We start from the raw sequence: 22,770 nt of genomic DNA on the forward strand, positions 1-22,770 counted from the left end.
CAGGATAAATCAATGGCGTTAGTCGTTGAGCCTAGCAACCCTCTGCAACTCTCGTTGTTTGAGTGGATAAATGGTCAGGTAACTGGCTGTTCAGAATCCCCCACTATAGCCCGTAGGGTTTAGTGGGGGAGTATGTCAAGTCAACATAGGATGTTCGTTCCCCTCGATTTTGACGGGGTGCGATCGCTCACTCATCCCGCTCACCGAATCTGAGTCGTAGGGTGGAGTCCCAGCCATGTCAGGTGTTGAAGTGCGATCGCCCCTGATTTGGGGTGGGTACGGGTGCGATCACCCTCCAATCTCGCCTAAAAATTGGCTAATCTTCATATTTATTCTTAAAATACGGTTAACAATTGTAAAGTTAAGACACCGCATTCATCATCATAGTCTTGTCCACTGTCGCAATCTAACCTCCCGATCGCTATGGCACATCGCTTAACACAACGAATTTTTATTCCCTTTTTCGCCTGCCTCCTCGCCATCTCCACCTGGTTCATGGCAGCCCCCGCCCAAGCCTTCGATAATCCCGAACTCCTGCCCAATAACAAAACTCCCATTGTTGACCTCGCCAACTTCCTCCCCAGCCTCCAGGAAGACAGCCTAATCAAAGACCTGGAAACCTTTGAAAGTGAAACCGGCTGGAAAGTGCGCGTCCTCACCCAATACGACCAAAGCCCCGGCCGGGCCGTCATTCCCTTCTGGGGGTTAGACGACCACAGCATCCTGCTCGTCGCCGATTCACGAGGGGGCAACCTCCTCGCCTTCAGTGTTGGCGATGATGTCTATGAATTATTACCCCGCACCTTCTGGATTGAATTGCAAACCCGCTTCGGCAACCTCTACTACGTGCGGGACAATGGCGCAAATAATTCCATCGTCCATGCGATCGATGCCGTGACCCAATGCCTCAAGGACGGCGGCTGTGATGTGGTTCCCGGTCTTCCCCAAGAACAATGGATTCTCACCCTGATCACCTCAATTCTCGGCGGCGTGATCTGTGGTTTAGCCGCAGTGCCCCGCAAAGAAGGCCAAGTAATCGCCTGGCAATGGGCGCTGATCTTTTCGCCGCTGTGGGGCATCCTGTTCATCGCCTTCGGCATCGGCCCCGTAGTCACGCGCACCTCGGATTGGCTCCCCATTTTCCGGAATGTGATGGGCTTCAGCATTGGTCTGTTGGTCGCCTACCTCTCCTCGATCATGCGGATGACCCCCACATCAGACGCTTAAGCATCTCCGGGAATTACTCAACCCGCCCCAATCCACCCCAAGGAAGCGTGATCAACGTTTCCTTTTTTTGGTGGCAATCTGTATGATCTGAAATCCGCAACGCAGAATTCAAAAATTTGCCCTCAGGCCTAACCCCCTTCGACAGGCTCAGGGCATTGCTACCGCTTTTTTCAGGTCACCTCACTGTAGTTCGTTGAGTTTGGCTTTGGCGAAGGTGAGGAGTTCTTGGGCTTGGGGGTGGGCGGTGGTTCCGGGTTGGATGGTTTCGAGGTCGGTGATGATGCTTTGAATTTGGGCAGCGGTGCGGGGTCGATCCACTTGGGCGGCATCTTGGGGGGTAGAGGCGAGGAGGGCGGCGATTTTGCTGTTGGCTTGGCTGAGGGCGGTGACGGCGGCTTGTTCGGCCTGTTTGCGGGTGGTGATTTCGCCGAGGTTGCGTTGATATTGGGCGTTGAGGGTTTGGGCTTCGCTGTAGCCAGCGGCATCGGGGGGAATGCGTTGGAGTTGAGCGATCGCACTCTGCCACAAACTCGCCACCGCGTCCCATTCCGTTACGGAGTGGGGCGGATTTTGGGAGGCTTCGGCCGCTTGGAGGCCGAAGGCTTTAGCCGCGCTGATCAGGGTGTTGGTCTGCTGGGTGCTGGTTTGGATGCCGGTGACGGCTTGGAAATCCCGTTGGGCGGCGGTGAGTTGGGTTTGGGCGGTGCGTCCGGCGAGGGTGGTGGGGGGCAGTTGGGTGAGTTGATCGATCGCGCCTTGCCAGGCTGCGATCGCGGCTTGGCGTTGGGGGTCGTCGGTGGCCTGTTGATGTTGCGCTTTGGCTTGGGTTAAGCTCGCTTCGGCCTGTTGCAGTTGGGTGAAGGCGTTGCGTTCTTGGAAAACCTGGGCATCCATCCGGCCGACCCGTTGCCGCGCCTGTTGAAATTCATCGAGCGTAAACCGCCACCCACAGCTAAACCATTGGCAATACATCACGGGTTGATACCCCAAAAACCACACCGGAAGCTGATCCAGATTTTCTTGAGCCTGTTGGACTTTTTCAGCTCCGAGTTCAAGATCGGCGCTGCTGGTGGCTTGGTTGATCAGTTGATCGGACTGTTCGACATTGGCGATCGCGGCTCGATAGTTGCGATCCATGTTGAAATAGCTGGGGGTTAATAAGATGGGGGCCGTTTTTGCGATCGCTTGCCGCAGGGGAGGAACGGGCAAATTAATCACCCACAGGCCCCCCGCAATGCCCACAGTTCCCACTAATCCCCATTTTAAAAGCCCAACTATTCGAGGCATACTTAATCACCCTTTTTTCACTCAATCACCCAAAAATTCTAACGGACAGAGGCGGCATTGTTCACGGTTCAACCACGGATCTTAATCTGGGAGGGTGGCGAAATGTTCAAGCAAGAGGCGGTGAATGAAAATATAGCCGCCGCCCACGTTTTGCAGCAAGATCAAACGGGTGGCGGTGTTGAGAAACTGGGCGAGGTTCCAGGGGAGGGAGCCGTCGAAATACAGCAGGATGCGCAGGGTGAAATGTTGGATGCAGGCCACGCCGGGGGGGGAGGCACAGCCGAAAATAAAGCCGACCAACATCCCAACAGTGAGGGGCAGGCCGATCATTCCGGCCAGAATGCTGAGGGTGGATACCCCGATCAGGGAAAAAAAGGCGGTGTAGCGGAGCGATCGCTGAATCCCTTGGTTCGGGACGACGCTGGTGGGAATGCTGCCCCCGGTGAGACCCTGAAGGAGGATGAAAATAATGCCCGTGCCAAAGCCGCAGAGGCCGTAGAGTAGAGTTTCCGTAACCGTGCGTGTCCAGCCCAACGTCCAGCCAAAAAGCACATAGGCCAAGATTGAGATGATCATCACAAGGCTGCCAATCCGCAGGCCGGGCCAGAGGTTGGCGCGGGCTTTGCGGCTTGACCAGCGGATCATTTCCACGGGTTCGATGGGGGGAAATTGGGCCCCAAAGGTAATGCCGAGGACAAGACCGCCACCGATGCCGAGAATTAAGCCCGCTTTCAGGCCAGCGATGGGGTTAATCAGAATGCCGAGGTTAACCCCCGCCACAACACCCGCGATCAGGCTGCCAATAAACCCGACCCCCAAGGCATAGCACCGACGCAGGCGGGGTGTGTCGCACCAGGTGGGCTGCATTTGTTCGATTAAGAAAATGGTTTGGGAGTCCCGTTGGAGTTGTTGGGCAAGGCGGCGGAGGCTACGGCGGAGGCGGTGGGGGGAATAGGTACGATCGCGATCGCGCTGGAGCATCCGATCGATGTAGGTGTTGAACAGGTGGGTGCGGAGGCTTTGGGCATCGGTGTAGGTGAGTTGTTCGGCGGGCAAATCGCGATAGGCGAGGGTGATGATACTGAGCATCAGGGGCGATCGCGCCAACTCCTGGAGGGCGGCATCATGGTCGAGGGCGGTGCGGATTGCGGTGAGGCCAGACCCGTGGGAACTAAGATACTGCTGGATTTGGTCGAGGTTGAGAGGTTGAATCCGGACGGCGGCTTGGAGACGAAGCCGGGAGGTGAGGGCGAGATAGTCCGCGATCCGGCTACAGATTACCAGTTCAGTTTGCCCATAGTCCGTGAGGAATTGGTTAATCGCCTCCACACAGGGCGATCGCCACTGCGATCGCACCTCATCCAACCCATCGAGCAGGAGTAACAATTGCTGACCCTCCACCCAATCTTGACCGATCAACGGCGCAACCTGATACTGCTGCTGCAATTCCTGCACAATCCAGGCCGCTAAGGGTTGCGCCTCCCGTTTACCCTGGCCGCGCCAGGATGACAGGTTAAACACCACGGGAATCAGAGCCTGGGCATCCTGTTCTGCTTGGTGAATCAGATCCCGCGCTAGTTCGAGCAATGTGGTGGTTTTCCCCGATCCCGGTTCGCCCAAAATTAGGAGCGATCGCCCCGCCCCCAACTGCTGAAACCGCCGCCCCACCGTTTCCCCCGCTGTTAACGGCTGTTCCTGCTCACCGGCTTGCCACACCACCCCCCAGGGCCGTTCGAGGACATCACTGCGATCGCTCAATCCCAATTCCAGCATCACCCGCCCATGGAGCGATCGCTCTAACACCCCTTTCACCCAAGCATTCCGCACTTTATTGAGCAGAATTTGACGGTGGCGATCGCTGGACTTGGCCGGGGCGGGGGCTTTGGGGGTGAGGGTGGTGGGAGCCAAGGCGGGGGCGGGTTGGGTGGGGAGATTGGCGGCGGCAGCGTGGGGGGTGAAGGTGGCAAGGGCAGCGGCAGCATCGGGGTAGCGATCGCGCCAATTGCGGTGCAGGCAGCGGGTCAAGAGCGCCGCCAGATCGGAACTGAGGGAGAGCGATCGCACCCGATCCAAGGGGTCAGGGGTGGGCCATTGTTCCGGACGCTGACCCGTCAAGGCATAGAGCGCAATAACCCCCAAGGCATAGAGATCGCTAGCGGGTTGGGGATACCCGGACAACTGTTCGAGGGGCATATAGCCCGGCGTACCGATGGCGATCGTCGGGGCGGACTGGGGCGCGATCGTTTTCACCGCCCCAAAATCAATCAACAGAATCACCCCATCCTCCCGTCGCCGCATCAAATTACTCGGCTTCACATCCCGATGAATCACCCCCTGTTGATGAACAAAAGCCAACACCGTCAAGCTATCCCGCAACAGCATCCGCACCGCAGGCTCGGCCCAAGGTTTCCCCAATTCCGCATCGAGGGTGTGGCCCTCAATGTAGTCCTGCACGAGATAGGCTTGGCCTTCGCTCTCAAAATGGGCCAGCAGGCGGGGAATTTGGGGATGATTGCCCAACTGATAGAGAATGTGGGCTTCTTGGTCAAAAAGACGGAGGGCATCGCGTTGATGGTCTGGATCTTGGGAGGGTAAGAGCAGTTGCTTAACGACGCAGATCGGCTGGCCGGGCAGATGGCGATCGCGAGCAAGATAGGTTTGCCCAAACCCGCCCTGGCTCAAGGGTTCAAGGAGTTCATAACGGTGGGCTAACAGGGTGCTCATGCAGGATCGAACCAGGGTAACGCCACTATTTTACGCGGGCAGTGGTCGAAATTCGGCGGAGCCTGGAGACCGGGAGAGTGTGAGTTCTCCCCCTTGCTCATCTAAAGGGTTCACACCTTGACCGTTGAAAAACTGCGTACCCCAACGACGATGCTCAATTGTCCTCGATATAATGGATGGCAACAGAAATCGGTGTTTTGAGCGTTAACGCATTTTTTCCATTATTTTTTCGATCATCCAGTCTGCCATGATCCTCAGCTTGGATTTTACGGAACAGTTCCGGAAAATTTTGTAGCCTTACCTGATTAGCCCCTGCAATCCATGGTGCGATCGCCCTCAGTCTTGATCCCCACCGTTGTCGTTATTCTGCTTAAGCGCGATGTTGAATCCCTTGAAAACCACTGCCACGCTGCTCACCACCCTCGTCGCTTGCGCGTTGCCGTGGGCGATCGCACCCACCGCCATCGCAGAAGTCACCACCCGATCCACAACCCCATCGAGTAGCGCGACCGATGCCGAGACTGAATCCTACTACGACAAAGCCCGCGAAGAATTGCCCCACAACCTCTATGTGCTCTATCGCATTGTGGAGCGGATTGCGCGGGCCAATGATCTAGATAATCACCCGTGGCGCGTCGTGGTGGCCGATGATTCGTTAATTAACGCCTATGCCACAGAAGTGAATTTGGTGATCGTTCACTACGGGTTGTTGGATCAAATGGCGGGGGATGTGTCGGCATTGGCCTGCGTCGTGGGTCACGAAATGGCGCACCATACCGAGCAGCACATCGCGATTCGCACCTCCCGCAGCGTTGACTGGCAAGAGGAATTTCGTAACTCCCAATCCCGTGAATACCAAGAACGGATTTCTAATCTCGCTCGCACCCATGAAGCGGAAGCCGATCGCATCGGCTATGAATATTCCGTAACGGCGGGGTTTGATGCGTCGGGCTGTCTGCGGGGTTTGGAAATGTTGTCACGCTTACCGGGAACGCTGCGGGATAGCGATACCCATCCGGCCGTGCCGCGTCGCATTGAAGCAATCCAAGAATTAATGCAGGAAAAACCGCCCGAAGTCTTGCGAGCAAGCGGCCATCTGGGCTTAACCACCTCACAACCCCTCTCCTACGAAATGGTGGAAGATCAAAGCTGGCTGCGCATTAATTCCGAACGGGGCGGCAGTTTTGTCGAAGATTGGAACCGGATTTTCCCCGATGATGTGATCGACCCCAATTTTGAACCGGCGGAGGAAGACGAAGCTACCACAGAGGAAGCAGAATAAGCGATCGCATTCATACAATAGCCTGGACAGGCGGAACACCCCTAGTGGCGTGACACAGCCAAAATTATACTTTATTGTAGGGTGGTTTAGGTGGCTAAAATCCCCGCCATCACTACAATCCAGCAATCCGCCGTAACCCACCGATTAACGTGTGTCGTGACCCTAGGTCAACGCTAAAAGTTAGGGTGTATTCAGTCTCGCTGTCTGGAAACTCAAAACTGAATACATCCCCCATCTCGCTGACATCCTCAGTTCGGAGCGCAAAACCCAAACGAGTGGAGTCAAGACCCAGTTGCCCTGGCTGCGATTCCACTCAGCTTTTGTTACAGCTTGTTCAGAAATCCATCACGTACAGATTCAGAAGCCCCTCGCCTCGTGGAAGAGGGGTTTAGGGTGAGGGTAATGAGTGAACAAGCTGTATTTTTGTTCAATTCGGCTTTGGGATCAGGTCAACTTCTGGCGTATTTGATCATGCACTTCAACACCTTCGAGAGCAAAGCGATTGTAGCCATTACGTTGAATCATGGATTCTAGATAGTCAATGCGTTCGGTAGGAGCAGGATGGGTGGAGAGATATTCTGGAATTTGATCGTCCTCTTCCACCTCTTGGGCATAGGTTTCGAGCTTCACCATAAAGTTACGCAAACCATCTGCCGCTAGCCCAGATGTGGCGAGAATTCGTGTGCCCAGAACATCAGCTTGGCGTTCTTGTTGGCGCTCAAAATGCGTACTGAGCAGGGCATTCGCAAAATCTCCAAATGGAACTTCTTTCGTGAGTTGACCCAGGATGTTAGCTCGAAAGAAACTCTGAACACTATGAGATAGTGCAGAATGTGCCATTTCGTGGGCAATCAGTCCAGCTAATTCGGCTTGGGAACTTGCTGCTAAAATAGCTCCAACATTGACGAATATTTTGCCGCCAGGTAAAGCAGTGGCATTCATACTTCTGTCATTGACGACGTAAAATTCATAGTCAAAATCTCGTCCAATCCGTTGGGACATTTGCAGGCCGAGTTGAGTGATGTAATCAGTGATCTCTGGATCATCCACAAGGGATAAATCTTGACTGTAATATTGGGCAATTTGACCGCCAAAATCTGCTTCACTTCCCAGCATCATCCGGACAATATTGAGAGTTTCAAAGGCGGAATCTAAATCAAGGTTGCCATTGTCCCGCAGAAAAAAATTGATGCCAATATTTAAAATGCCGCCTAGGATACTGCGCTTACGATACTTACGTTTAAACCGACCAAACTCATCAGCAGCGAGTTCTTCAAACTCTGGAGCTTGAGGATGATCGAGATGCACCATCGCAAATTCACGAGCAGCAATTGAGGCTTCAAGATGGTCATTGGCTTCTGAGAGGGCTTCGACTTGAGCCTTGATCACGTAGGGTTCGTCCGGATAGAAGGCAGCCAGTTGTTCAAGGAGGGCGAGGGCTTCTTCTTCTTCGTCTTCTGCTTGGAGCAGTTGAGCTAACTGCACTTGTCCCTGAAGAAAGGCTGGCTCTGCGGCACTTAAGTCACGCAAGGCAGCGATCGCACCAGCTTCGTCCTTCTCTTCCAGTGCCAGAGTTGCCGTTTCCCAAAGAGCTAGATTCTCCGGAGCGAGATCCATCACTTCATAGATGGGGTCTGGAATGTTAGAAAAGGAGGTCTCTGCAAAATCCGGTTTGACCTCTTTATATAACGCAGTGGCTGTGTCAAAATCACCAACATAATAAGCCTCATCCGCAGCCAGAAACACGGGCCGAGTTTCGGGACGAATCCTGGGAATTCTTACCTGTATTGCCGCTCCATCAACAGTATTGTTTGGCTCATCAGAAACTTGCTCACCAGGACTGTCTGGGTCATCAGATATTTCATCAGCAGCACTGTCTGGGTCATCAGAAACTTGCTCATCAGGACTGTCTGGGTCATCAGATATTTCATCAGCAGCACTGTCTGGGTCATCAGAAACTTGCTCATCAGGACTGTCTTGTTCATCAGATATTTCATCAGCAGTACTGTCCTGTTCATCAGAAACTTGCTCATCAGTACTGTCCTGTGGCTCAGTACGATTTTGGGCAAGCTCAGAGGGTAGCATTGGGTCAGACAGAGAAGTTAGATCTGAGAGTAGAACCTGAGCAGAAGACGGGCGACGCTGCCACCCCGGCATCCCGATGGTTAAACACAAGGTTGCCAAGGCCACAATGACCCAACGGAGTAGACGATGAGATCGGACGTTAAACATGATTTTTCAGGTGATAGACGAATGGAGAGACAACGTTAAGACAACATTTGGCAGGGTCAGAAAATCTGATGACTAGGAATCGCTTCAGGATTGCCGCATTTATCGAGGGCAACGCAGTTTATAGTTCCACCGGGTTCCAAATTCTTCCACTGCACCGGTCGCCCGCACGGTCACTCGCCCAGATTGGCCAGAAAACGGAATCCGAAGCTGACCGCTGCCTGAAATAAAACCAGTATCGAGAATTTCTTCGCCTTCATAGAACACTTGCAAGCGATCGGGAATGTCATACATGTTGTATTCAATCCGAATTTCCCCTGCATTGGTGCTCATTTGTAGCTCATTCTCTCGTACACCTCTGCCACCGCTATCTTGTTCTTGGTTGCAGAAGCCGATTGGCTCTTGACCGTTACCGAGTAGATTGGCCTCGTAGCAGGTTTCAATGGTCAAGTTGGCATTGGGAACAGCGGAAAAGGCACAGAGCACTTCAAGATCAACGGATTTGAGGGTGGCGGCACGATCAAAACGTTCTGTTCGGCCGCCCTCGCTGGTGTGTATATATCGCTCCCCTTTGCTGACGACTTGACCCTGGGGCAGATTGACTGCTTCTACCGTGATGGCTCCTTCAATGACATCGGCTTGGATGCCGTCTGGGGTATCTCGAACTTGGACGAGAATTTGCTGATCGCCAGCGGCGAGCACGGCATCATCACTGGCGGGTTTCACGACTAAGCTTGACGGTTTCAATACCCGTCCTACGCAGGCTTGAGGTGCTTGGGATGGAATCAGATCGATGGCTGCGGCGGCGATCGTCTCGCCCGTTCCTGTTACGACGACCGTATCTTGATCGGGGCAGGTGAGGGTAGCGGCCAGATCTTCATCGCTACTCCACCAAACTCCCATTGTCATCGGTTGACAGGTGGTATCTCCAGAGGCTTCACATTGAGTGAGGGCTGGGGGACAGGGATCAGTGCGATCGCTCCCCGTGGCAAACCCCATCGCCCCACTCTCCCCCGCTGTCATGCAGTAGTAGATCCGGCGAGGTGGGGCCTGGGCCTGGAGGGTTTTAGAGCCAAATTGCGCAGCAATGCGCTGCCACTCAACGTCTAGTTGTGAACTGTTGGGGTGTCGTCCGCGCTGGACTTCTACCCCTTGATCACAAGCACGTTCTCGGTTATCTCGATCAAGAGCAACATGGCCAATAAACATATCCCCACTGAGGTTCGTACAGGGATAGTAATAGATGGTTTTATTGGTATGGGGATTCGTTTTAATATAGCTAGCCAGATCATCCCCACTTTCATCAAGAAAGCGGAGTATAACCCGAGCGAGACTGTTTTCTTCAACGACCAGTAAAGAGTCTCGATGGGACTGCAATCGTGTTTCGCCGGGGTTAATAATGCCTTCCTGAATGCCGCGCACTCGTAAGTCGGCACTGTTGCCAGCGAGCATTTGGTCGATGGCCGCTTGGTGGGGGATTGCACTCCAGGCCTGGGGCGGTTGAGGAATGATCCCGACAATGCTAAACAATGCACTACTGATGACAGTTTTGGAGATGCGGACGATACGTTGGTAATTCCGGGGTAAGTCGGCTATCTTCGACGGGATGATAGCCTGCACAATGTTACAAAACATGAATTTTCTGATCAATTAATCATAAACAACTGAAGCATTGAGCATCTAAGGGTCATATTTTGGGTGAACAACCTCCAAATTAGTCGTAAAAAATGGGAAAGCTGGGGTCTGCTGGAGTTCTGGTGAGCAACACGCTGAAGCTCACCAGAATCCCAGATCTCTAGTCTTTAAGTTGCTGAAATACTGTATTGCTGAATACAGTATAGTTCGTGAGCTTAGGAGACTGATAAATTGATATTGAAAGTCTATCCGATTTTAACACTTTTGTCTAAAGTAGAATGATGAGAAATCAATACCGTCAGGATAGTTTATGGCAATGGGGTCGTGTGAGTCTGGGATTATTTTTTCTCAGTGTCTTGAACAGTCCAAATGTTCTCGCTCAAGAGTCTAGGTTTCGGGAAATCTGCCAAGCACGCGATCGCACCACACCAGCCCAAGCTCACACCATTGAGGTGTTGTTACGAGAAGCTAAAACCGATGACTGTGGCGCAGCGGCAGAGTTTTTAGGACAACAAACCCACTTGAGCCTCAATCATCAAGAGCTTCAAGATTTAAGCGCGATCGCTACCCTAGCGCAGCTCACTGAACTCTATTTAGGTAATAATGATATTGCCGATCTGAGTCCCCTCCAAGAACTGGTCAACTTGCAGGTTTTAGCCCTCGACAATAATCAAATTCAGCACCTTGCTCCTCTTACCAGGTTAAATCAACTACAAAAACTGTATCTCAGCCGCAATCAAATTATTGATGTTACACCGTTGGGACAATTGACTCGTTTGAGCCATTTAGAAATTGCTCATAATCAAGTTCAAGCGGCTGATGCCTTCGCGAACTTACACCAGCTTGAGCATCTGAATATTTCCGAAAATCAACTGATCTCTCTAGATTTTGTGAGTCGTTGGCAAAAACTTGCCATTTTTCAGGCGAATCAAAATCAAATCACGACCCTGATCCCCTTAGAGAACTTGACGAGTTTACGTCATCTAGAACTGATCGGGAATCAAATTCAGGAAGTACATCCGTTGTTAGGCTTGGAGAATCTGATCACGCTCAGAATTGAGAATAATCTCATCGCAGAACCCGCACAACTCAGGCTAGAACAAACGGTTAATGTCCGAAAACTTCAGGAGCAATATCACTGTGTTAATTGTAATTTAGCAGGCTTAGATTTAAGCAATCTTGATTTAATTGGAGTCTCGTTGATTAATGCAAATTTATCAGGGGCTAATCTGTCCAATACAGATTTGGTGGGAGCTAATTTGGAACATGCTAATTTGCGAAATGCAGACCTACGCGGTGCAGATTTAGAAGGCGTGCTGTTAATCAATGCTGACTTGACGGAAAGCATTCAAGACAATACAAATTTTTGCAATGCGATATTTTCCCTTTCATTATCGGGTCAGCAGCATTTGGGGGACTGTGAATGAGTAGCAAACAACATTGGTGCATGATGGAGGCGATCGCCACTGGTGCGATCGTCCTGATGGGCTGCCCTGATCCCGGCGTTGCCCAAGGGGAACCGCTTGGGTTTCAGGACTATTGTGAGCGTCAAGCGGGGGTCTCTGTTGATGAGCAGCGCACGATTATGGCCTTGCTGGCGATCGCTGACACCCAGACTTGCACCGAGGCAGCCGCCACCCTAGCCACCCTGGCCCAACTGAATTTAGGGGGGCAAGAACTCACAGATTTGAGACCCTTGGCGAGCCTGACACAGCTTAAAACCCTTTATCTGCATGACAATCAGATTACGGATTTACGACCCTTAGCGACCCTGACTAATCTGGAAGTGTTGTTACTGGATCAAAACCAAATCCACGATCTACGCCCCTTAGCTGCCTTAACCCAGCTTCGGAAATTATCAGTTATTAGCAATCAGATTCGCGATGTTTCGCCGTTAGCGAGTCTGGGAAATTTAAAGGAATTGTCACTGTTTGATAATGAGATTCGACAAATTTCCCCCTTGGCTACTCTGTCGGCCCTCACGCATTTAAGTGTCAGTGATAATCGTCTGCGCACCGCAGATCCGATCGCAGCACTACCCAATCTCATGGCAGTGGATTTAAGCCAGAATGCCATTGAGCAAGTGGATGCGTTGCGGTCTCTCACTCAACTCACCTCTCTAGATCTGCGCAACAACCCGATCACGTTCAACGTTTGTCCTGTCAAACCGGCCACGATCTGTTTATTTACCGATGTTGCGGCTGATCTCTACCGCCGAGGGGAACAGGAGGCCCAACAAGGCGAATTTCAAACTGCTTTAGCAACCTTCCAGCAAGCATTGCAGCGATACGAGGCGCAGCAGGATTTCCTGCGGGCGAGTGATGCTTTGGCACAAATCGGGCAACAGTATGATGCTTTGGGACAATATGCCAATGCTTTGGGGGTTTATGAACAGGCTTTAGCTCTGCGCCAAGACTTGAGCGATCGCCAAGGAGAGGGCGAGTCGGCGGCTGATTTGGGAATCACGGCCCTGCGCTTAGGACAGATTGAGTCAGCGATCGCTCAACTCACCCTCGCCCAAGACATTGCCCAAACTTTAGCCGTGCAAGAACGGAGTTGGCTGCGACCGGGCCCCCGCCAAGGCGTGATTCTCAGTCATCTGGCTTTGGCCTACGGGCTTCAGACGGATCATGTTCAATCGCTCCGAGCCGCGAAACAAGCCCTCGCGGTCTATCGCTACGGCCGCGATCGCGCCGGCGAAATCCGGGCCCTCAATCAAGTGGGGAATGCCTACCGAGCCTTGGGGGAACTGGACAAAGCCCAACATTACCTAGATCGGGCCCTGGAACGCTCCCAACGGCTGTCAGATTTGCCCGGAGTCGCCCAAACCTTTAAAAGTCTGGGGGATTTAGCCTTCGCTCGCCACAACCCAGAACTAGCGATCGCGCATTATCAGCAAGCTCGGCAACTACACCGCCAAAGCCGCGATCGGGCCGGAGAAGGCGAGGTCTTAACCGCCCTCGGAACAGTATGGTTGAGCCAAGCCCAATATTCCCAAGCCGAGACCGCCCTCACTACGGCGGTACAACGCTGGGAAGCACTCCGTCCGGGCCTTGAAGACAGCAATAAAATCTCCCTGGCCGATACCCAAGCCCAAACCTATCGCCTCCTGCAACAAACCTTGATTGCCCAAGGTCAAACCGAAGCCGCCTTAGCCATATCCGAACGAGGACGGGCGCGGGCCTTTGTGGAACTCTTAGCCCATCGCCTCAAATTACGAGGACAACGCCAACCCCTCAACTCCTTTACCGCTCCCACCGTTGCCGAAATACGTCAGCTTGCCCAAACCGCACAGGTCACGTTTGTGGAATATACCTTTGTGGGGGAGCAACTCTATATCTGGGTGGTGCAGCCCACGGGCGAGATTCATCATCGCACGGTTGATCTCATCAGCCCCAATCATGATGGCCTGAGCACCCTTGCCCTCGAACCCAACCAGGCTGCCCCCTTTTACCGAGGGCAACCTGCCGCAACGGAAATGGCGGCAGGGGTTGCGGCCCTGCGCACAGGCATTGTCACGGAGTTTACCGAACCGCCTCCAGCTCCGCAAAACCACCAAACGGTTCAGGAACAACAACTCCGTCAACTCTATAATGTCCTGATTGAACCGATCGCACCGCTGTTACCGCGTGATCCGAACGCGCCTGTGGTCATCATTCCCCAAAACAGTCTCTTTCTCGTGCCCTTTGCAGCCCTGCGTGATGCCCAAGGCGACGATCTCATTGACCATCACACCTTGATGGTGTCCCCATCGATTCAGGTGTTTCAGCTTACCCAACAGCCCTCACTGCGGCCACCCTCTGGCGGCGAGATTGAGAGGGCCTTGATTGTCGGCAACCCCATTATGCCGTCCGTCTGGGAACCCACCGGAAACGGCCAGTTTCTGCCGGTTACCCTCCCACCCCTGGCAGGTTCGGAAACCGAAGCGGCAGCCATTGCCCAGTTACTCCAAAAATCCGCCTTAATTGGTGCTCAAGCCACGGAAGCACGGGTGAAACAGGAATTAGCCGATGCACAGATTATTCACTTTGCTACCCATGGTCTTTTGCAATATGGTGATCCCCAAGCCGATCGCCAACCGGACGTTCCCGGTGCGATCGCCCTCACCCCTGGGCAAAATGAAGATGGCTTACTCACAACCGCCGAGTTGTTCTCCTTTGACCTAGTGGCGGAACTCGCTGTTTTAAGTGCCTGCGATACGGGTCGGGGTAACATTACCAGCGACGGTGTAGTGGGTCTTTCCCGGGCGTTGATGACAGCGGGGGTCAGCAGTGTGCTGGTGTCGCTCTGGGCCATTCCTGACCGCGAAACTGCAACACTCATGCAAGAATTCTATCGCCAGCTTACCAAGGGCCAGTCTAAGGCCCAGGCCCTACGGCAGGCGATGCTCATGGCGCGATCGCAGTCTTCCAATCCTGACCCCAGCCAATGGGCTGCCTTTGTCCTGATGGGAGATGGATCAACCCTGGGCAGTAGAGAGATATCCCCTCAATTGTCCAGCCACACTGGGCCCTAAACTCAAGCCCTGATCCCCATGGATTACGCTTGAAACTATCGAGCCTGGGTTTGTTGGCTTATCATTCATACTCTGCCCCATCATGTTGTCCGCATCATGCTGAACCGTCGCCACTTTTTGCAATTTGCCGGAGCTACCCTTGCCGCTGGGGCTGGGTTGCATCGCCACCTTCTCGCCCAACTGACAAGCCACGCCCAGGTTCTCAGCCAGCGAACGCCCCGTAAGCTGGCCTTGTTGGTGGGCATTAATGACTACCAAAATGATTTGAATCCGCTCTATGGATGTCTCACCGATGTGGAGCTACAATATCAACTCTTGGTGCATCGCTACGGATTTTTACCCCAAGATATTGTGCGCCTGACCGATACAACGGCCCAAAAACCGACCCGAATCAATATCCTCACTGCGTTTGAAGAGCATCTGATCAAATCAGCCCAGCCCGGTGATGTGGTGGTGTTTCACTATTCTGGCCATGGCTCACAGTTACAAGACCCGCAACCGCTGACCGCTGATGGGTTGAATGGGACTATTGTTCCTGCTGAGGGTCAAAATGACATTATGGGCCGCACGTTGTTTCTACTCCTGTCGGCTCTCCCCACGTCTCAAGTCACAACCCTACTGGATAGTTGCTTTTCGGGTGGGGGACTGCGGGGGACAGTGCAGTTTCGGTCGATTAACTCCCGTTTGGCACGGGGATCAGAGCTGCCCTCTGCCCTGGAACTGGATTATCAAGAACAATGGCGATCGCGCCTAGGATGGAGTCCCACGGATTTTCAGGCACGTCGTCAACGCGGGATTGCTCAGGGTATTGCGATCGGTTCGGCTCGGCGCGATCAACTGGCGGCAGATGCGCGTTTTGAGGGGTTTTTTGCGGGGGCGTTGACCTATTTGCTCACGCGCTACCTGTGGCAACTGCCCCTGAATCAGCCTATCGAACGGGTCTTTGTGGATTTGCAGCGGAGCACCAAGGATGTGGCTAATGTGAATGGGGTCGCTCAGGAGCCAGTCTTTGAAGCCGCGATCGCGGGCGATCGCCAAGAACTACCCTATTTTTTGAGCTTGGCCCGTCCTGCGGCTGAAGCCGTTGTCCTCAAGCAAGAAGGGGCACAGGTTTACTTTTGGCTGGGAGGAGTCTCAGCCCAGAGTTTGCGAAATTTTACCAGCGGAGCCATCTTAACGACGATCGCGAGGGAGAATCAGCCGGCTGTGGACATTGAACAACTCCAGCGCGAGGGGCTGCGGGGTTTAGGGCGCATTATCAGTGGTGCGGGCACTGTGCAACCGGGTGATTTACTGCGGGAGAAGATCCGAGGTGTGCCCCCAGACCTGAATCTACGGGTGGGACTGGATCAATCTCTCGGTGCGGAGCGTGCCCAATGGCAAGCAGCCCTCCAAACGCTCACGGGTCTGACCACTGTTCCCGTTGAACCGGGGCGATCGCTCGACATCATCCTGGGGCGATTGACTGTTGACCCTGCACCAACATCGCGCCCAGAACCGCCATCTGGGAACCGTTGGGGCTTATTGACCCCAAGTTTGACACCTATTGCTGCCAGCTTCGGGCCCGCCGCAGAACCCCTCAGTACCGCGATCGCACGGTTAACCGTCAAGCTCAAAACACTCCTCGCCACCCGTCTGCTGAAATCCTTGGTGAATGAACAGGCCTCAACCCTCAATGTCACCACCCAACTTTACCCCGTTGGACAAGCTCCCCCGCCACAACCGATGCAGGGGAGCCGTGCAGCCCAAGAAACTGGGCAATTTTCACGCCTTCCCACGGTCGCAGCGGTGCAATTTGCCCCCGAAACGACCCTGCAACTCAGGGTCGAAAACCAAGAACAGCGCGATTTATACCTCGCTGTCCTGATCATTATGGGTAATGGGGATCTCGCTGTTTTGTTTCCCTATTGGGATGCCCCCGAAGATGCCGCCCGCATTGCCGCTGGTCAGACCATCACCGTACCGCGTCCGGATGATCGGTTTCGCTTCACGGTTAAAGGCCCGGCAGGATTTGCAGAATTATTAATCTTGGCGAGTGTTACGCCGCTGCGAGATGCCCTGCGGGGGTTGAATGCGATCGCTACCCAGCGAGGTACTCGCTCCGGGAATCCCACCGTTTTGCAAGGTGATGATCCTCTGACCATGATGAATGCGCTGTTGGGCGACATGGATCGTGCGACTCGCAGTTCTCCGATTAAAGTACGTCCCCGCGTCCAAGCCTTAGATGTCAATAAATTTGCAGTATTTTCCACCACAATTGAAGTCGTTGAGGCTGATTAATACAGACATCGCTAAAATGCTCGATTCTAGGCCGTAGTGTCACGGCACACGCTAATTAGTGGGTTACATCGGATCGCTGAATTGCAGTGATAACAGGAGTTTAAGCCGCCTAACCCACCCCACAATAAAATATTATTTTAGCTGTGTCATGGCCGTAGCGGGCAAGATGCCCGTACTACGGCTCGGAACATACATATAGCACTAGCCAGAGCGGTTAGGACATTCAAAGGTTCTGGAACAAGGGGCTTAAGCCCCTTGCCTGTCCTAATGCCCTTGTTGATTGCTATATTTCCCGGCTTGTTGAACGGGTCAGAGCCAACCCTTTTTCGCTTTGGCGATTTTGGGGGGGTGGACGGGTTCCACGTCGTAGAATGTGCCGAGGCCCTCGTATTCGGCGAGATAGTCGCTTTCGTAGAGGGTGCGATCGCTGCCGTGGGGTCGGGAAATTTTGACCTGGTGGGGACGGGTCGCGCCGCTTTCGTCAACCAGGAAATGGTCGGTGAGTTGTTTGGACTGTTCGCCGTTGCTGAGTTCGAGGGCGAGGTCTTTGAGGACGATCAGGTAGGTTTTGTGATCAAGAGGCGCGGCGGGGTAGCGCTGGGTGTGGATCGCGATCGCGCCCTGTTCACTGCCGAGAAAGCCGCCGATTTCGTGGGGGCGATCGTCTACGGTCTGTTCCCCTGCGAGTAAGCTCAAGGTGGTGAGAATCCCTTCCCGGCGTTGCCCTTCCATGCGGTCAAAATAATGGGTCGTGTGACAGGTGTGGGTGAATTCTTTAAGGACGGTTTGGGCGTGGTGGGTGACCTGCGATCGCACCTCATCATCAATCGCCATCGCCTGAGCATCGACCCGCAACAGGGCATCCACAAAGGGCTGATTCCACTGTTCGATCCTCTGCGCCAATTCCTTCTTTTTCAGCCCCCAAAAATAGGAGATGAGATGGCTGACAATGATCACCTGAAAGGGATAGAGGACGATACTATCGGCGGGGTAGGTGAAAATATAGTCCGGGGCGTAGTCGGGGATGGCGGCGAGGCGATCGCGATCGCGCTCGTGGGCAATGAAAAACGAGGTCGCCACGCGGGGGCCAATTTCCGCCGCCGACTTAATCGCCCGCGCATTGAAAAACGGCCAAGAGGGTGGCGGCGCATTGTGGCCGAGAATCGACCCCAAGGTGTAGCGGGTGCGGCGTTTCATATGGGCATATTTGCCATGCTGGAACTGGAAGAAATGCCACCCCGCGAACATTTCTTGAATCATTTCCGCCGCCTTGTGGGCCTGCTCTTCGGGCACGCCGTCGAGATAGCCCGTATAGACAAAATCGAAATTGCCGCCGACGAGTTCATGGCTCATGGTTTCAATTTCGCGGATCAGGGTGCGATCGCCCACAATCTGCTTCGCCACCTCCGGCAACAGCGCCAACTCCGCATAAATTTTCTGGGCATAGGTAGCCGAAATATCACCCCGCACCTCCCCCAGGTATGTATGCAATGCCAACTGCCACTGCAACGATGCCATCGCCGCAAAGGTCGATCCCACACATTCCTCTTCTGGTAGGTTGGTAATCCCCGCCCCCGCCGCCGGTTGAATCACCGCATCCAACCCCCGGCCAATATTCCCCAAGGGACTCGCCTCAATATTCGTCACCACATAGATCCAAGGCGTTTTCGTCGCGATAAACGCCTGGAGGTGTTGGGGGAGATCCGTGCGTTGGGTGTCGGGTTTGACGAGGGCTTTTAATTCCGTGAGCCGCGCCTGAGCCACAATCACCTCAGCGAGGTTCGGGTCGCGCCGCTCAATTTCCGCCTCAATGCGGTTAATCACCGCCGGTAAACTGGCGAGTTCATGGGTGAGTTTAATCGTGTCGGACGTGCCCCCGGAATTAGAGTTCGCCAAAAAGAGCGTGTCACGCCCCACCGACGGCGGAATCGTATCCGACCCGGTGAACCCATCCAAATTCACCACCGGCAGCGTATTTAAGCCCAATTTCCGCGACAGATTCCCCGCGATCATATTGATCAAAAAGGACGTGCCGGCCGCTCCGGTGACGATCTGGGTCAGGTTTTGAATCCGTTGGCGGCGAATGGCTTCATCTTCTGTGCCCATCACCAGGCCAATCCCATCGGCTCCGGTGCGCAGTTTCACCTGACCGTCTTGGCTGATGGTGAAAAGTTTCTCGCTGTTTTTTTGGAGGGCGAGGGGTTGAATGACGATGATTTCTTCGCCGTATTTGTTGTAGGGGCAGGGGATGGGCTGATTATCCAGATCGCGATATTGGATGTTAAACACCTTGAGGGGGGCGAGGCGTTCTTGGCGAATATCGGCATGGATGTAGGCATCGGCTTGTTTTTGCTTTTCGATGCTGATCAGGGGAATGTCCTGGCCGCGATAGATATTGAACATTCGCACCTGACCGTCGGCGGTGACTTCGACAATTTCACCCGGCAACACGTCGTAGATGGGGGCAACGCCTTCGGTGATGTGGGCGGTGGCGCGGATGTCGTTGAGGAAGGTGACCTCTTGAATGGAGGCTTCGGCGAGTTCGGTGCGGCCACTGTCGAGACTGTGGGGGTTGAGCAAAACCATTTGCTCTTTGAGGGCGTTTTCTTCGGAAGCGGAAAGGAAGGCGACGCGGTTGTAATTGCTGATGTCGTAGGATTTGGGGAGGTAGAAGATCAGTTCGCCCCCTTCTTCGCCGCCCCGTTCTGTGCCGCCCCGGAGCATGGTGTAAGTGCCGCCGCCGAGCATCCCGTAGCTGGGCTGACCGAGGGGGGTGAAGGATTGGAAGGTGAATTTGTTTTTCGGGTCGGAATATTCGAGGATGCGGGCGAGGAGGGCAGCGGCGATCGTGACTTGTTCGGCTCCGGCCGCTCCCATGATCGCCGCCAGTTCGAGGAGTTGGGAGATTTTTTCGCTGGCTTCGGAGAGTTCGTCATCACGGAGAAAGCCCTGTTGGGTGAATTGGGCGATCGCTTGTCCGTTGCGATGGTGAAAGGCGATGGTTTTACCGCTGAGTTTGACCTGAAGCGTTTTTTGGGCAAATTCAATGCCGAGATCGTAGGCTCCGATTTTGCCGTCGCTGGTGACGGTGGCGCTGTCGCAATCGAGATAGTCCGGGTCAATGTAGGCGAGGCGGTGCAAGGCTCCGATCAGTTGATCCGCCCGCAAATGTTCATAAAGAAAGCGTTTCAGGGCCGGTTCAACGCAGGAGTCGGAATTGGAATTGAAGTGAAAGCCTTCGTAGGACAGAAAACTTTTATAGCGGGCCGCGTCGTTAATGTCGCCGTTGTGGGTGTCAGAAAAAATACTAGGGCCGAGGTCGTTGTCCCGTTCGTCAAAAAAGAGGTCGCCTTGGCTGCTGAGTTGATAGAGGCGCAGGCGCGATCGCGTCAGGTTCTCCTGATGGGGGTGGGCGTTGCTCTCGGAATACATATCCCCCTGGGAGGCTTGGCGCACATGGGTTTCCCAGTTGGTGAGGAATTCATTGTTATGGAGGCTAACGCGCTCTAGGAGGGCATCCCAGGTTTTCAGCAGGTCGCCCCCGTCCCGCGACACTTTAATCTGTGTTTGAGCGATCGCTTTAATCTGCCCCGCCAAATCCGTCATTTCCGCATGGCTCAGTTCCGTGCGATCGGCGTAGGGTTCTAAATGGGCAAAGACGCGATCGAGGGGAATCGTCCCGATCGCCATCCCCGCTGCATCGTAACCCGCCTTGGTACTGCGTTTCGAGCAGTCCTCGGCCACCGCTGTGGCGTAGGTATTCCGGTCGTGCAAATCCGCTTGAATCACACTAGGCGATCGGAGGCTATAGGTTCCGGTGGCCGGGTGTTTCGAGAAAAAGAGATACTCGATCTTAACGGGACTCAGGCAGACGTTAAAGTTACGACACATGGATTCTGACGAATAAGGAAAGGCAACCCCTATTTTAATCGGTGCAGGCGATGGGTTTTGTTCAGAATTCTCGCCGTAATCTAGCCATTACCAGAGGGGGTCTGTGTAGAGGTTAATCGTGATCTGGGGTTGACCGGCGGGAATGGACGTAATGCAGGCACAGATGGAGGTTCCGTCGGCGAGTTCCACCTCGCAAGCATGGCAGGAACCCATCAGGCAACCCGTGGGAATCGTAATCCCCGCACGGGCGGCAACGGTAAGCATGGGTTCACCCACTTCGGCGGTGGTGGTGACTCCATCGGGCAAAAATTCAACCTGGACTGACATGGTGCGATCGCGATTCTTTAAGGTGTGCTGTGGGTATTATGGCGCATCCCCTCAACCGGGCGATCGCAGTTGGCAATGGACGCGGGCCAAGTGCCACATATAATCATCAAGGCGAAAATTGTTGGCCGCCCTGTGGATCAACTCCAGGCCAGCGGTTCCGGTCACTTCGCCATACAGTCCCGCGTAGAGGTGGGCGTAAAATTGGCCAGTTTTACCCAGGGTTTGGCTCGCGTTGAGGAGGTCAGCCGGGCCGATTTGACCCGTAAAAAGCTGTTGAATGGGGGTCATTATCGGACGGCGATCGCGCACCCGCTGCGGTGCATCCCCATACACCCGCTGCCGCGCCGCCTCCATCCCCCCAAGCTGCGCCACACACAAACACCACCACACCGTTTCTTCCACATCCACCCCATTCACCGCCAAATCCTGCTCAAACTGCCGCGCCCCTGCTTCGTACCGCTCGGCATAGTAATAGGCTAGACCCCGCTGCCACAGATAAGGCGTGACCGTCGGATCAAGCTGTTCGGCCTGGTCAAAATCCGCGATCGCCCCCTCAATCTCCGCCGCCATAAACCGCGCCATCCCCCGCTGAATATAGGCTTTTGCAGAGTTGGGTTGACGCTGGATCTGTTGCGTCCAATGAGTAATGCGATCGCGCAGTTCTTTAATCACAGATCAAAGCGATACCGAATCGCCCCTGAAACTGGGTCATTACCAATGTCAGCATACCCCTCTCGCACCGCCTGTTCTAACACCGCTTTCAGCGGCTCAGGGTCTAACTCCGTCAGCATCGCCGCTTGGGCGAGAGACAGATCCCCATTACGATCTTTAGCAGCTCCTAAGAGCTTTTGCCTGGGAGTCTTAACTCCTGTGGCTGGTTCTGGAGTTGCAACATTAGTGGCAATCTCTACAGCAAAGCGTTCAATATCCTGGTTGCGCGATCGGACTAATCCCGGAATTAGGAATACATCGATTAATTGCCCTATCCCCAACAAACCGAATGTCAGCAGATACAGAATACCACTGATGCGTTTACCTGTGTAGAAACGATGCAGACCACAGAATCCTAGAAGACCCGCACACCATAACAGATAGGCGATCGCTACATTTGATTTTGGCATAACAAAGCACCAAATTAGTTCATATACCCTTTATTATAATTGAGGGTACTTAGAAACTCACCAATATTCTGATGTGATATCACTTTAAGAATCATGAATGGTCAAAAATAAATTGATACAAAAGCAATATTTTTTAACATATGCAGTATTTTGCAAATCACATTGATTAGGGTTAGCAATAAAGGGCTTATGAGCATTAAAAATTTAATCTGGTAATCGTGCAGAGTGGGCAGTGCCTACCCCAAGCCAGT

13 protein-coding genes are annotated in these 22,770 nt (G+C 53.7%); 5 read left to right on the forward strand and 8 right to left on the reverse strand.

The features are described 5' to 3' along the window. The first annotated feature begins 423 nt into the window (after positions 1-423). The gene (locus PN477_RS18240; protein WP_272118233.1) at positions 424-1,227 is read left to right on the forward strand and encodes a TPM domain-containing protein; all 804 of its coding nucleotides are present in this window, start codon (positions 424-426) and stop codon (positions 1,225-1,227) included. Positions 1,228-1,407: 180 nt separating this feature from the next. On the opposite strand, the gene PN477_RS18245 is transcribed toward PN477_RS18240, so the two are convergent. Together PN477_RS18245 and PN477_RS18250 are read right to left on the reverse strand one after the other, a co-directional pair. Beyond that, the gene (locus PN477_RS18245) at positions 1,408-2,514 is read right to left on the reverse strand and encodes a hypothetical protein (RefSeq protein WP_272118235.1); all 1,107 of its coding nucleotides are present in this window, start codon (positions 2,512-2,514) and stop codon (positions 1,408-1,410) included. Between the two features lie 81 nt (positions 2,515-2,595). Further along, a complete protein-coding gene (locus tag PN477_RS18250) occupies positions 2,596-5,238 on the reverse strand; it encodes a protein kinase domain-containing protein (RefSeq protein ID WP_272118236.1) in 2,643 nt (880 codons plus the stop codon). Positions 5,239-5,617: 379 nt separating this feature from the next. On the opposite strand from PN477_RS18250, the gene PN477_RS18255 reads away from it, so the two are divergent. Then, entirely contained in the window at positions 5,618-6,520 is a 903-nt protein-coding gene (locus PN477_RS18255; RefSeq protein WP_272118238.1) for a M48 family metallopeptidase, read from the forward strand. A gap of 444 nt (positions 6,521-6,964) precedes the next feature. On the opposite strand, the gene PN477_RS18260 is transcribed toward PN477_RS18255, so the two are convergent. Both PN477_RS18260 and PN477_RS18265 read right to left on the reverse strand, forming a co-directional pair. Continuing rightward, positions 6,965-8,605 (reverse strand): M48 family metallopeptidase, encoded by a 1,641-nt coding sequence (locus PN477_RS18260; RefSeq protein WP_272118241.1) that lies wholly within the window; start codon positions 8,603-8,605, stop codon positions 6,965-6,967. Positions 8,606-8,851: 246 nt separating this feature from the next. After that, the gene (locus tag PN477_RS18265; protein WP_272118243.1) at positions 8,852-10,384 is read right to left on the reverse strand and encodes a hypothetical protein; all 1,533 of its coding nucleotides are present in this window, start codon (positions 10,382-10,384) and stop codon (positions 8,852-8,854) included. A 452-nt stretch (positions 10,385-10,836) separates the two neighbouring features. Here PN477_RS18265 and PN477_RS18270 point away from each other — a divergent pair, with 452 nt between their 5' ends. From PN477_RS18270 to PN477_RS18280, 3 genes are all read left to right on the forward strand, one after another. Then, on the forward strand, positions 10,837-11,811 hold the full coding sequence (locus PN477_RS18270) for a leucine-rich repeat domain-containing protein (RefSeq protein ID WP_272147530.1): 975 nt from the start codon (positions 10,837-10,839) through the stop codon (positions 11,809-11,811). Continuing rightward, positions 11,808-14,900, forward strand: a complete 3,093-nt coding sequence (locus tag PN477_RS18275) for a CHAT domain-containing protein (RefSeq protein WP_272118248.1) — start codon at positions 11,808-11,810, stop codon at positions 14,898-14,900. Before PN477_RS18270 ends, PN477_RS18275 begins: the two co-directional genes overlap by 4 nt. Before the next feature lie 96 nt (positions 14,901-14,996). Further along, entirely contained in the window at positions 14,997-17,180 is a 2,184-nt protein-coding gene (locus PN477_RS18280) for a caspase family protein (RefSeq protein ID WP_272118250.1), read from the forward strand. 309 nt (positions 17,181-17,489) lie between these two features. Here PN477_RS18280 and PN477_RS18285 read toward each other — a convergent pair whose 3' ends face one another. From PN477_RS18285 to PN477_RS18300, 4 genes are all read right to left on the reverse strand, one after another. Further along, positions 17,490-21,071, reverse strand: coding sequence for a hypothetical protein (locus PN477_RS18285; protein ID WP_272118251.1), 3,582 nt, complete (start codon positions 21,069-21,071; stop codon positions 17,490-17,492). 87 nt (positions 21,072-21,158) lie between these two features. Then, positions 21,159-21,398: a 2Fe-2S iron-sulfur cluster-binding protein gene (locus PN477_RS18290; RefSeq protein WP_272118253.1), complete on the reverse strand. Its 240-nt coding sequence runs from the start codon at positions 21,396-21,398 to the stop codon at positions 21,159-21,161. Between the two features lie 51 nt (positions 21,399-21,449). Then, the gene (locus PN477_RS18295) at positions 21,450-22,070 is read right to left on the reverse strand and encodes a tetratricopeptide repeat protein (RefSeq protein WP_272118255.1); all 621 of its coding nucleotides are present in this window, start codon (positions 22,068-22,070) and stop codon (positions 21,450-21,452) included. Next, a complete protein-coding gene (locus PN477_RS18300) occupies positions 22,067-22,519 on the reverse strand; it encodes a TM2 domain-containing protein (RefSeq protein WP_272118257.1) in 453 nt (150 codons plus the stop codon). The genes PN477_RS18295 and PN477_RS18300 overlap by 4 nt, the downstream gene beginning before the upstream one ends. Between the last annotated feature and the right edge of the window lie 251 nt (positions 22,520-22,770).

The sequence above is a fragment of the Spirulina subsalsa CS-330 genome (assembly GCF_028330765.1).
GTDB classification, from domain to species: domain Bacteria; phylum Cyanobacteriota; class Cyanobacteriia; order Cyanobacteriales; family Spirulinaceae; genus Spirulina; species Spirulina subsalsa_A.